9 protein-coding genes and 1 pseudogene are annotated in these 12,443 nt (G+C 60.1%); 5 read left to right on the top strand and 5 right to left on the bottom strand.

Going from position 1 to position 12,443, the window contains the following annotated elements; translation table 11 throughout:
- Positions 1 to 5: 5 nt before the first annotated feature.
- From HB376_RS10065 to HB376_RS10050, 4 genes and pseudogenes are all read right to left on the bottom strand, one after another.
- A complete protein-coding gene (locus HB376_RS10065) occupies positions 6 to 2,414 on the bottom strand; it encodes an EAL domain-containing protein (protein WP_213763496.1) in 2,409 nt (802 codons plus the stop codon).
- 610 nt (positions 2,415 to 3,024) lie between these two features.
- Positions 3,025 to 3,489 carry a RidA family protein gene (locus HB376_RS10060; protein WP_213763495.1) on the bottom strand — a complete coding sequence of 155 codons (465 nt, stop codon included), beginning with the start codon at positions 3,487 to 3,489 and terminating at the stop codon, positions 3,025 to 3,027.
- An 84-nt stretch (positions 3,490 to 3,573) separates the two neighbouring features.
- On the bottom strand, positions 3,574 to 4,782 hold the full coding sequence (locus tag HB376_RS10055; RefSeq protein ID WP_213763494.1) for a PLP-dependent aminotransferase family protein: 1,209 nt from the start codon (positions 4,780 to 4,782) through the stop codon (positions 3,574 to 3,576).
- Positions 4,783 to 5,183: 401 nt separating this feature from the next.
- Positions 5,184 to 5,855: pseudogene (locus HB376_RS10050) on the bottom strand (VOC family protein); the annotation flags it as partial.
- A 337-nt stretch (positions 5,856 to 6,192) separates the two neighbouring features.
- Here HB376_RS10050 and HB376_RS10045 point away from each other — a divergent pair.
- The gene (locus tag HB376_RS10045; protein WP_213763492.1) at positions 6,193 to 7,635 is read left to right on the top strand and encodes a PLP-dependent aminotransferase family protein; all 1,443 of its coding nucleotides are present in this window, start codon (positions 6,193 to 6,195) and stop codon (positions 7,633 to 7,635) included.
- 222 nt (positions 7,636 to 7,857) lie between these two features.
- Positions 7,858 to 9,762, top strand: coding sequence for a molecular chaperone HtpG (gene htpG / locus HB376_RS10040; RefSeq protein WP_213763491.1), 1,905 nt, complete (start codon positions 7,858 to 7,860; stop codon positions 9,760 to 9,762).
- A gap of 94 nt (positions 9,763 to 9,856) precedes the next feature.
- Here htpG and HB376_RS10035 read toward each other — a convergent pair whose 3' ends face one another.
- The gene (locus HB376_RS10035; protein ID WP_213763490.1) at positions 9,857 to 10,114 is read right to left on the bottom strand and encodes a hypothetical protein; all 258 of its coding nucleotides are present in this window, start codon (positions 10,112 to 10,114) and stop codon (positions 9,857 to 9,859) included.
- 148 nt (positions 10,115 to 10,262) lie between these two features.
- On the opposite strand from HB376_RS10035, the gene HB376_RS10030 reads away from it, so the two are divergent.
- Genes HB376_RS10030 through HB376_RS10020 form a run of 3 tightly spaced genes read left to right on the top strand, consistent with a single transcriptional unit; the run spans position 10,263 to position 12,210 of the window.
- Complete coding sequence (locus HB376_RS10030) at positions 10,263 to 10,832, top strand: chorismate lyase (protein WP_213763489.1); 570 nt, start codon at positions 10,263 to 10,265, stop codon at positions 10,830 to 10,832.
- Entirely contained in the window at positions 10,826 to 11,299 is a 474-nt protein-coding gene (locus HB376_RS10025) for a DNA-deoxyinosine glycosylase (protein ID WP_213763488.1), read from the top strand. The genes HB376_RS10030 and HB376_RS10025 overlap by 7 nt, the downstream gene beginning before the upstream one ends.
- Positions 11,296 to 12,210 carry a spermidine synthase gene (locus HB376_RS10020; protein WP_213763487.1) on the top strand — a complete coding sequence of 305 codons (915 nt, stop codon included), beginning with the start codon at positions 11,296 to 11,298 and terminating at the stop codon, positions 12,208 to 12,210. Before HB376_RS10025 ends, HB376_RS10020 begins: the two co-directional genes overlap by 4 nt.
- Positions 12,211 to 12,443: the final 233 nt, after the last annotated feature.

Raw genomic sequence — 12,443 nt, 5'->3', positions numbered from 1 at the left:
CACAATCAATCGACGGTATTAGACGGAGTTTCCCCCCACGGCAGGGCCGCCGCTACGTCGGCCATGAGCCCGAGGCCGCAGACCCCAAACCGGTCGAGCAGCGCTTGCACACCGTCCGCCGGAACCGCGCGAGAAAAGAGAAAACCTTGTGCTTCGATGGGCCCAAGCCGCGACAACCACGCAACCTGCTCCTCGGTTTCGGTCCCTTCAACCACAACTGTCAATCCCAGCGACCGGGCGAGATTAACGATGGCTGACACCATCACACAGACGCTGCGATCATGCGGAATCGCCTGAATAAACGAGCGATCGACCTTGAGCGTATCGACGGCAAACCGGTTCAGATAAGACAGCGACGAATATCCGGTGCCGAAATCATCCAGTGCAATCCTGACACCCAGCCGCTTCAACGCAGAAATCTTTTCCGCGACGATATCCGGAAACTCCATCATCACGGTTTCAGTAATCTCGAGTTCGAGTTTCCCCGGCGCTATACCGCTTTCGCGAATGGCAGCCGCTACTGTCTCAAGCAAATCCCCGCGCCAGAACTGCACAGCCGAGATATTCACCGCAAGCGACAACCCGTCATACCCTTGACGCTGCCAGACGGCTAATTGCCGGCAAGCTGTATGAATCACAAAGTCGCCGATAGGCACGATCAGTCCCGTCGATTCCGCGACCGGAATGAACTCGTTAGCCGGAATCAGACCGTGCTGGGGATGATTCCATCGCGCCAGCGCTTCGAAACCGGTGATACATCGCCGGGTCAGATCGATCTTTGGCTGATAAGCGAGGAACAATTGATCCTGGGTCAGGGCGACCCGTAATTGCTGTTCCCACTTCATCAAATGATCGGCGCGATGTGATAACTGCGGCGAATAGAACTGGTAACAGTTCTTGCCCGCATCTTTCGCGCTGTACATGGCCAGATCGGCCTTCTTCAACAAGTCGATTTCGCTTTCGCTCGACACGGAATACAACGCAATGCCAATGCTCGCGTGCAACACGAAGGCGCTGCCGCGCACGTCGAAAGGCGTCGCGAACATATGCGAAACCGCTTCGGCCAGTTCAACCGCTTGCCGCTCGACGTCGGCGCCCTTCACCACGACGACGAATTCATCGCCGCCAATACGCGAGAGCATGCCGTTGTCGCTGACCGTTTGCGCCAGCCGCGACGCGGTCATCTGCAGGACGATGTCGCCGGCGTTATGGCCGAGGGTGTCGTTGACCGTCTTGAAGTTGTCGAGATCGATGAAAAGCAGCGCAAGATGGCCGACGTTCTCCGGCTTGGCCACGTCGTGACGCAGCATTTGCAGCGTGGAATAGCGGTTTCGCAGACCGGTCAGCAAATCGTATTCAACCAGATGCGTCATCTCGCGCTCACGTCCGAGCAGCTTGCCGATCAGCCCGGTCGCGACCGCGAAGAAGCCAAGCATGGCGAGCGAGATGAAAGTCGCCATCAGCAGATAAACGCGCCGCGTGTGATGGAAGTCGGTAAATTCCTCCGCCTGTGACAACCCGACAAGCACACCGAGCGGATAGCCATCTATGTGCCGGTACGAAACGATGCGCGTGACGTTGTCGATCGGATCGACATAGATGCCGGATGCGTGGTCGGAGGTCGGGTACACGCCGCTTGCTGTGAACGCGGCGGGCGGGTTGCCATTGCCGTCGACCTTTTTGATCGGGTGGCCGTCCGGTCGGGCGGACGTCGCGGCTGCACCCATACCGGTGCTGCGCGCGAGCACCGAGCCGTTGTCCGAAATCACGGCGACCACGCCGTCGCGTCCGATTGACGCCACGTTGTAGAAGTCGCTCGTGAAGTAGCTGGGGTCCTCCGACACCACCACGACGCCCGCGAATGAGCCGTCGGGATGATTCAGGCGGCGCGTGATCTGCAGCGTCCATTGCCGGGAGACGCGGCCGAGGACGGGCTTGCTGATGTAGAGCAGGTCGTCGTTGGAAAGCTGGTGGATCCGGAAATGTTCCCGATCGGAGAGATCGACGGGTTTCGGCGTGACGCCCGAGGTCGAGGCGATCAGCATGCCGCGTTCGTCGATCAACGAAACCTGCACGAGCGTGTCGCTTTGCACCACGCCTTTTTCAACCGTGCTTGCGAGGTTGAACTGTCCAGGGGTCTTTTCGAACTCGTATTTGACGAAACGCGTGATCTGGTCGACCTGGTGAATGGCCTTGATCGTGTGCTGCTCGAGCGCGGACGAGAGAATGGCTGCTGAGGCCATCGACGCGTGAGTGGCGGCGTCGCGCTCCACCGACAGGCGCGCAAAGATCACCGTCCACAGCAGGACGAGCACGAGCGCGCCCAACGCCGGAATGGCGAACAATGCGCGGCGCCGTCGCGGAAAATCCGCTTGCTTCATGTCGCGTGGCGCTTTGGGCCGTGATCGATTCATGGGTTTGGTCAGTCCATGGACCCTGTGACGGGTTGCGCCGATGGTGCATCCGGAACAACAGAAATGGGTGTCGGCATTGCTGCAGCGCGTCCAATGCCGGTGAGGCGGGCGTTATTGCCGTTTTTCCGGTGAATCCGGGCCATCGTTCGAGTTTGTTTGCAGACCCTCTTTGCAGGCAGGGGCCTACGTGCGCATCAAGTACGCTTGCATTTCGCTTGCGATGGTTTTGGTAATACTGCTGTCAGAACTCCGTCCAGCGTTGACCCCGCTACCCGCCGGTTATGCAGTCTCTCCCGCGTGAGGCTGATTTCCATAATGGCTGAGTCAGATAATACCAATGACAACCGGCTTAGATATTACTGAAGCCGACTCATTTAAGGAAGCGCGGCGGCGCGGCGAAGTATCGAGGTATACACGGATAGGCTGAAACGCTTGTCTGGAGGGCCTTCGGCCCGGGGCGGCACTCATTTCGCCAATGTGAATTTAAGCGAACGAAATGCGGTAATTTGTATCCCGATTTGTATCCCGATGCCGGCCGGCATCGGGATTAAGAACAAGACCAAAATTCGTTGCTGCTATTTACGATTCTTAAGCGTTTAAAGCAAGGGTTTCAGCTCACTTCGGCAATCAATTCGATTTCAACGCAAGCGCCCAGCGGAATCTGCGCTACGCCAAATGCCGAGCGCGCATGCTTGCCACGCTCATCGAAAATATCGGCGATCAACTCGGACGCGCCGTTGGTCACCAGATGCTGCTCGGTGAACTCGAACGTGGAGTTGACGAGGCTCATCACCTTCACGATCCGCGTCACCCGGTTCAGGTCGCCGACGTGCGCGTGCAGCGTCGCGATCAGGTCGACGGCGATCGAGCGTGCGGCGGTGCGGCCTTCTTCGGTCGTCAGCGTAGCGCCCAGTTTGCCCACCCAAACCTTGCCGTCCTTCTTCGCGATGTGGCCGGACAGATAAACCGTGTTGCCGCTTTGTGCGCTCATCACGTAGGCGGCGGCGGGGGCGCCGGCCGTCGGCAATTCAATGCCGAGTTCCTTCAGCTTGTCGTAGACGTTCAGTTGGGCCATGGGGTATTCCCTAAAAATGGAAAGGATGACGCGAGAGCACGCCGAGGCGGTCGTCCGCCGCAGCGCGCTTGCAATGCAACAAGATCAGACCAGCGCGCGGATCAGCGCGCCGAGCTTGGCGACACCTTCGTCGATCTTCGCCGGCGGCACGGTCACGAACGATAGGCGCAGCGTGTTGTGTTCCGCTTCATTGGCGAAGAACGGGCCGCCGGGCACGAACGCGACGTGCTGCTCGATTGACTGCTCGAGCAGCTTCATTGTATCGATCTGCTTATTGACGTGGTTTGGCAGCTTCACCCACACGAACATGCCGCCTTCCGGACGGTTCCATTCGACGCCCGCCGGCATGTGCTGCTCGAGCGACGCGAGCATGGCCGCGCACTGATCACGATACAGCGCGCGGATCTTCGGGATATGCGTCTCGAGAAAGCCGTCCTTGACGACCTCGTACACGATGCGCTGCGTGAGGCTCGGTGTATGCAGGTCGGTCGCCTGCTTCGCCTGCACCAGCTTGAAGTGCAATTCCTCCGGCGCAATGATGTAACCCACGCGCATGCCGGGCGACAGGACCTTCGAGAACGAACCCAAATGCACGATGTGATCGGGCGCCATCGACAGCATGGTTGGCAGCGGTGCGCCCGCGTAGTCGAGCGCGCCGTACGGATCGTCCTCGATCACCGGGAAGCCGGCGCGTTGCGCAAACGCGGCCAGCGCGGTACGGCGTTCCAGCGACAGGCGACGGCCCGTCGGATTCTGGAAATTCGGCTGCGCGTACAAGAGGCGCGCACCGGCCGTCAGCGTGGCGTCGAGCGAGGACGGGATCAAGCCGTGTTCGTCGGTAGGGACTTGCACGTAGGTCGGCTCGTACATGGAAAACGATTGCAGCGCGCCGAGATACGTAGGCGTTTCGACCAGTACGCGGCTGGCGGGGTCGATCAGCACCTTGCCGAGCAGGTCGAGCGCTTGCTGCGAGCCCGTTGTGATCAGCACTTGCGACGGCCGGATCGACGCGCCGTTGACCGAGTAGCGTTGCGCGACCCATTCGCGCAGCGGCAGGTAACCTTCGGTGGCGCTGTACTGCAGCGCGGCGGCGGCGCTGTCACGCAGAATGCGGTCACACGCCACGCGCATTTCCTCGACAGGAAACGTAGCCGGTGACGGTAATCCGCCCGCGAATGAAATGACCTCGGGCCGCTCGGTGACCTTCAGGATTTCGCGAATGGCCGAACTGGTGAGCTTTCTCGCACGTTCGGAAAGCTGCCACGGCTTGGCTTGAAGGTCGGCTTGATTCATGGGGTCCTCGGTTGGTCTCGGTAAGCGGTTCTAATGCGTATGCGGGTTGATAAAATGTTGCAGGGTGCTTCGAATAAGGTCCTGCGCACTGCATGCAATCCGGCGCAATTGGTGAACGGCGGCGGACGCTTATTATGGCGTGCCCGGTGCTCCGGTGGTCGGGTCGGTTGTCAAACCCGGTACAAGTACGAAGCACGCCGGATGTTCTAGCGCTCGTCTTCCTGCATTGTTTCGTCTTGCGTCGGCTCGGCCGTGTCTTCAGGCGTGTCCGCGTCATGGGCGGCGGTCGCTTCCTCGGTCTTCTTGCTCTTGGCGCGCTTGCGGGCCGGCTTGGCCGGTGCGACCTCTGCCTGGTTGGCCGCTTCGATCGATTCCGCCGATTCCCCCAGCGTAACAATGGAACCATCCGCCAACTCAAATTCCGCGACGAGTACTGGCGTGCCCGCGGTCACCTCGACCTGCATCAGATGCGATACCCCGAGCCATGCCAGCTGCTCGGAGATCAGGTGCGCCCGCGGATGAAAACCCGTCAGCGACTTCAGCGCGATACCCGTTTCCGGCAACGATTCGCTCGGATGCTGCGGCGTGTCCCACTGGATCAGCGACGGCAGGAGCCCGTGGCCGGCACCCTGCCACGCTGGAAAAGTGCCATCCGCGGGAATGGTGAGATCCCACGCGTTCCCGCCGCGCGTCATGGGAACCACGGCCGGGATGCGCTCCGGGTATTGCGCCTGCCAGCGTGTCAGCAGCTTCGGCCGGTTCACCCGCACGACCCAGTGCACGAGTTGCGGACCGGCTTCGAGACGCAAGCGCCGCGCCGGGTCGTCGAGTCCAAAAAGGCGTGGACGCGGTGTTTTCGAGGTTTCGATTAGCTCCGCGTTCGGGTCGATCGCGATCACCTCAAGATACGCGCCGCCCCATAGGTTCAGCAGGCGGTTATGCGTGCGCATCAGCGGATGCGCACCGCCTCCGGTCATGTCCACTCCCAGCTTCGCGGCGATAAAGTCCGCGCCTTCTTCCAGCGTGCGGGCGGCGATAACGAGGTGGTCGAATTGCAGCGGATGAGCGGTCATAGTGCACGAATAGCTTGAAGGAAAATTGCCCGGACAACACCGGCTGAGCTCGTCAGCATACCCGTTCCGTCCGTCCGTGCCGCTACGTTGGCTCTGCGTTAGCCATTCGGACGGGTGAATCGGCCGGGTAATCGTCGTTTGGCTCGAAGCGGCCGAAAATCGGTCCCGAAACCTCGTCTGTGGCAGGGAAAACGCATAAATCGCGTACAAAAACCGCCAAGTTTACCTATCGTCCCGGTCTTAAATGTATCGTCAACGACCGTAACAGTAACGGTACAATCGATCCGATACCCTGCGGTACAGTCATCGAACGCATTCAATCCCGATGGAACCTGACATGTCAGTCCCGCTCGACCAGATTCCCGCGCCGCACGGCGCGCCGCAACTGACGCTCGTCGACCAGCTGGTCCAATGGGGCCGGCGCCGTATTGACGAACGCGTGTTCCGTCCGGGCATGCGCATGCCGTCGATCCGCAAACTCGCGGTGGACAAGGGCGTGTCGCGCTTCACGGTGGTCGAGGCGTACGAACGGCTGGTCGCGCACGGGTATCTCGACTCGCGGCGCGGCTCCGGGTTTTTCGTGCGCGATCGGACCAGTTCCAACGATTCCCACGTTCACCCCACATTGGCCAGTGAGCGCGCACCGGTGCCGAGCAGCATCGACGTGGTCTGGTTGCTGCGCAACATGCTGCATACATCGAGTCCGGCGAAGGGGCCGGGCATAGGTTATCTGCCGGCTAGCTGGCTGAACGGCGAATTGCTGACCAGCGCGCTGCGCTCCATGAGCCGGCAAAGCGGTGCACAAATGCTGGGTTTTGGCACGCCGCAGGGGTTTCTGCCGCTGCGCCAGCAAATTCAGACGCGGCTGGAGGAGCTGGAGATAGGCGCGTCGACGGAGCAAATCGTGATGGTGTCCGGCGTGACGCAGGCTATCGACCTGATCGCGCGAATCTTCGTGAAACCCGGCGATACGGTCATAGTCGGGGATCCCGCCTGGTTCCAGATGTTCGGCCGCTTCGTGGCGCAGGGCGCGCGGCTTGTCGGCATGCCTTACACGCCGGATGGCCCCGATCTCGACGCGCTCGAAGCCATGGTCCAGACCTGGCGCCCGAAGATGCTCGTGATCAATTCCGTGCTGCAGAATCCGACCGGTACGTCGCTGAGCGCGGCGCAGGCGTTTCGCATCCTGCAACTGGCCGAGACCTATGATTTCATCGTGGTGGAAGACGATATCTACGGCGATCTCTGCCCGACCAATTTCCCCGCGACGCGCCTCGCGAGCCTCGACCAACTGAAGCGGGTGATTTTTCTCAACAGTTATTCGAAGACGCTCGCGCCGAACTTGCGCGTGGGTTATGTCGCCGCGGCGCCTGAAGTCGCGAACGCTATCGCCGATCAGAAAATGCTGGTCGGCATGACGAGCCCTGAACTCAACGAGCGCGTGCTGTACAAAGTGCTCACCGACGGCCACTATCGGCGTCACGTCGAACGGCTGCGTGCAAAACTGGACGGAGTCCGGGAGAAAACCGTCCGGATGTTCGAAAAAGTCGGCTACAAGCCGTATCTGGTGCCATCGGCGGGCATGTTTTTATGGGCCGATACCGGCGTGGACTCCGAGGGGCTCGCCGCCGCCGGACACGAAGCCGGCTTTTTACTGACGCCCGGCAGCCTGTTTTCCCCGCATCAACTGCCCAGCACGTGGATGCGCTTCAACATCGCGAATTGCGGCGATCCAGGCCTGCCCGCGATGCTCTCCGGTTACGCGGATCGCGTGGGATAAGGGGCCCGCAGCATCGGCTTGAGCAACGTCACGCTCCCACGGCGCGCCTCTTGAAATTATCGTGGGGCGACCTCATTTGTCGCAGAATTCGCGCGATGCTTTTCCGGCAATGGCCGCCAGGGCATTTACTGTGCCGGCCAGTACCGTCCGGTCATAAAATGCCGGCCGCTTCGCTACCGCTTAAAAACCCGTCAACACTAGACACAACCAGAGGAACCGACCATGGCACAAGAAACCATGAGCTTTCAGGCAGAAGTGAAACAACTTCTGCATCTGATGATCCATTCGCTTTACAGCAACAAGGAAATTTTCCTGCGCGAGCTGATTTCGAACGCATCGGACGCGGCGGACAAGCTGCGCTTTGAAGGTATCGAAAATAGTGCGCTGTACGAGAATGATCCGGATCTGCGCATCCGCATCTCGTACGACAAGGCGGCGCGCACCGTGACCATCGACGATAACGGCATTGGCATGAGCCGCGACGAAGCGATCTCGCATCTCGGCACGATCGCGCGCTCGGGCACGAAGGAATTCTTCTCGAAACTCTCCGGCGATCAGCAGAAAGACGCTGCGTTGATCGGCCAGTTTGGCGTGGGCTTTTACTCGGGTTTTATCGTCGCCGACAAGATCACGGTTGAAACGCGTCGCGCCGGTTTGCCGGCAAGCGAAGGCGTGCGCTGGGAAAGCGCGGGCGAGGGCGATTTCGTCGTCGAACAGATTGAACGCGCGCAACGCGGTTCGAGCATCACGCTGCATCTGCGTCCGGAAGAAGACGAATTCCTCTCCACGCACAAGCTGAAATCGATCATCCAGAAGTATTCGGATCACGTCGCACTGCCCATCCTGATGAAGAAGGAAGAGTGGGATGCCGAGAAGTCCGAGATGGTCACGAAGGACGAAGACGAGACAGTGAATCAGGCGAGTGCGCTCTGGACGCGTCCGAAGAGCGACATCACCGACGAGCAGTACAAGCTGTTCTATCAGCATCTTTCCCACGATCACGACGATCCGCTCGCGTGGACCCACAACCGCGTGGAAGGCCGTAGCGAATACACGCAGTTGCTGTACGTGCCGAAGCACGCACCGTTCGATATGTGGAACCGCGACCATAAAGGCGGCCTGAAGCTCTACGTGAAGCGCGTGTTCATCATGGACGACGCGGAACAACTGGTGCCGGCGTACTTGCGATTCGTGAAGGGCGTGGTCGATTCTGCTGATTTGCCGCTGAATGTATCGCGTGAAATCCTGCAGGAAAGCCGCGATGTGAAGGCCATTCGTGAAGGCGTGACCAAGCGCGTTTTATCGATGCTGGAAGAAGTGGCATCGTCGTCGGCAGAAGCCACCGATGACGCCGAGAAAGCCAAGTACGCCACGTTCTGGAAGGAATTCGGCCAGGTGTTCAAGGAAGGTATCGGCGAGGATTACGGCAATCGCGAACGGATTGCCAAGCTCGTGCGATTTGCTTCCACGAATACGGATTCGTCGGAGCAGACCGTGGCGCTCGCCGACTATGTCTCGCGCATGAAGCCCGAGCAAACGAAGATCTATTACGTCACGGCTGACAGCTGGGCGGCCGCGAAGAACAGCCCGCACCTTGAAGTGTTCCGCAAGAAGGGCGTGGAAGTGCTGCTGCTGACGGATCGTGTCGATGAATGGATGCTGTCGTTCCTCAACGAATTCGATGGCAAGCCGCTGCAAAGCGTGGCGCGCGGCGATCTGGATCTCGGTGCGCTGAACGACGAAGAAAAGCAGGCGCAGGAGAAGGTCGGCGAAGAGTTGAAGCCGCTGGTGGAAAGCATGAAGGCCGCGCTGGAAGGCAAGGCTAAAGATGTGCGCCTGACGTTCCGCCTGACCGATTCGCCGACGTGTCTCGTTGCCGATGACGGCGACATGAGTGGCTACTTGCAACGCATGCTGAAGCAAGCAGGTCAGGCAGCGCCGCAGATGCAGCCGATTCTGGAAGTGAATCCGGATCATCCGCTGGTCAAGCAGCTTCACGCCGATGACGCCAACTTTAGCGACTGGTGCCATCTGCTCTTCGATCAGGCGATGCTCGCCGAAGGCGGCACGCTGGAAGATCCGGCGAGTTTCGTGAAGCGGACTAACGCGTTGTTGCTGGCGCGGTAAGTCAGCGTTCGGAAGAAGTAAAAAAACGCGCTGCCAGGAAACTGGCAGCGCGTTTTTTATTGCAGCTGCAGCGCAGGATACGCGGCGTTACGATTTACTTCGCCTTGCGTTCCTTGTTGGCCTGCGCGACGACCGACGCCGCCAGCGTCTTGGTGTCCTTTGAATATTTATCGCTGTGAAGAACCTGCCCGGCCTTATGTTCCATCTCGGCGCCCGTTTGATTCTTCGTATGCGTTTGTGATAACGCCGATGCAGCGAGGCTCTTGGCAATCACCGACGTCTTCGGATCATGCAACGTGTGCGATGCCAGCGTAGCGACGACCTTCGATGTTTGTTTAGTATTGACCGACATGCGTTTCCTCTCATGCTTTATAGATGGCTCGCAACAAGATTGCCGCGAGCGCCGGTCATATCCTGTCCGGTTCGTCAGTCTCCCGTGAGCGCACGCCGACATCTATACGAATCCTCCTATATACGTGTCTGGTTTTATAATCTCGCGCATGCCAAAAGCTCCTCTTGCCGGTACTCATGCCTGGCGCGACCGTCCGCTTCCCACTTTCACCGCCGACCAGAAAGATTGGCTCACGCGCGGCGGTTCGCTCACCGCCCATTTGCGTGAACTAGGCGATGTCACCGTCGATGTCACCCGCGAGACGGTCGGTCAGCCGTGGCGGGACGAAGCCGCGGCGCTGGATATCACGCCGCGCACGCCGGTATGGATCCGCGAAGTCGTGCTGAATGTGAACCGCGTGCCGTTCGTCGCAGCGCACAGCATCGTGCCGCTTGACGCCAGTTCGGGCGTCTGGCAGGCCATGCGTCGATTGCGCACGCGCCCGCTCGCCGAGTTGCTCTATAGCGATAGCAGCGTGTGGCGCTCGCCGCTCACTAGCCGAAGAATCGACGCGCGCGATCCGCTCTATAGACTGGCCGCCAGGCAAACGCCGCTTCAAACGCCGCACGCGTTTGTCGCGCGCCGCTCGGTGTTCATCAGGCAAGACGCGCCGCTGATGGTCACCGAATGCTTCCTGCCGGCGCTATGGTCTTTCCTCGCGCATCGTGAAAAATGCTGAAAGGCTTCCCACCCATCGCCGATGAAAACACGCACACGCTGATTCTCGGCAGCTTTCCCGGCGTGGCGTCGCTCGATGCCGCGCAGTATTACGCGCATCCACGTAACCAGTTCTGGCGGCTGGTGGGTACTGTGATCGGTGAGTCTTTAAACGAACTTCCCTACGATGAACGCGTGCTCAAGCTACTCACGCACGGCATTGGTCTATGGGACGTACTCGCCGCCTGCGAGCGGGAAGGCAGTCTCGACACCGCGATCCGCCACGCCAACCCCAACGATTTCGCCTCATTCCGCCTGCATGCGCCGCGACTGAAAAAGCTCTGCTTCAATGGCAAGACCTCCGGCCGTTTCGAGCCTGTGATCCGCGCGGCAGGCTATGAAACCCTGGTCCTGCCGTCGTCGAGTCCGGCGAATGCTATCCTCTCGTTCGATCAAAAATTGCGCTTCTGGCGCGACATCCTCAAATGACCCAATTAATCAAACGCGCGTCGGCGGAAGCTCGCGCGTTCGGCAGCAAGCGTCAAGACAAGCTCGACAAGCAAGACCAGAGGCGCGGCAAGCGCTCGAAGCGCGACCACGATCTCGACGACGCACCGCGCATCGATGTCCCGCGCAAACCGCGTTTCTCGCCGGTGACGTTCTCGGAAGAGGACGGTGTGCGATTCCTGCATTTCGGCACTGAATGGGTGCAGGGCGCGATGCGCCTGAAAAAGCCGAATCACCTCGAACTTGAATACGCTCAGCAGATGATGGCGTGGCTGTTGTTCATCGAAACGCCGAAGCGCATCGTGCAACTCGGACTCGGCTCGGCCGCGCTGACCAAGTTCGCCCATGCATTCCTGAAGCGCGCGAAGGTCGAAGCAGTCGAGCTGAACCCCTCCGTCGTGATAGCAGCGCGCACGATGTTCGAGCTGCCGAACGACGACGCCCGCCTCACCGTCCATGAGCAGGACGCGTGGGACTTCGTCAATGACCGTGCGAATCACGGCACCATCGGCGCATTGCAGATCGATGTCTACGACGCCACCGCGCGCGGCCCCGTGCTGGATAGCACCTCGTTCTATCGTGCGTGCCGGGCTTGCCTGACGGCTCCGGCGGGCGTGGTGACGGTCAACCTGTTCGGCGATCATCCCAGCTTCGTGCGCAACATGAAGCGCCTGAACGAAGCCTTCGACGGCCGCGTGATCGCGCTGCCCGAAGTCCACGACGGCAATCGCATTGCCATCGCGTTTGCCGGTCCCGAACTCGACGTGCCGTACGCGCAACTCGAAAAGCGCGCCAAGCTGATCGAGAAGGAATTGAAACTGCCCGCCCGTCAATGGGTGAAGGGGCTGGCAATCAGCGCCGGCGCGGACGACGCAACCCGCTTCTCCATCTGATCGCCAAGGGTCCAGGCTAAAGCCCCCACGGCGAGATACGACCGCGAACCCGCTGCCCGAATGTAATGTCTTCGACCGAAGCAGGGCAAGACAGCACGACAGCAAGACATTACATAGGGCTGTTTTCCGTCATTACGGTTCGGGTTCGCCCTGCTTGACCCGCTTTTCAGCGTCCATATACTCCACGTGTTATTTCGGGGCGCTATTAGACCGAGAGACTGAGCTTTGCCGCG

Origin of the sequence: Caballeronia sp. dw_19, from assembly GCF_018449515.1 — a bacterium.
Lineage (GTDB): Bacteria > Pseudomonadota > Gammaproteobacteria > Burkholderiales > Burkholderiaceae > Caballeronia.
The sequence above is the reverse complement of the archived record's forward strand: the minus strand, read 5'-3'. Positions and strand labels throughout refer to the sequence as shown.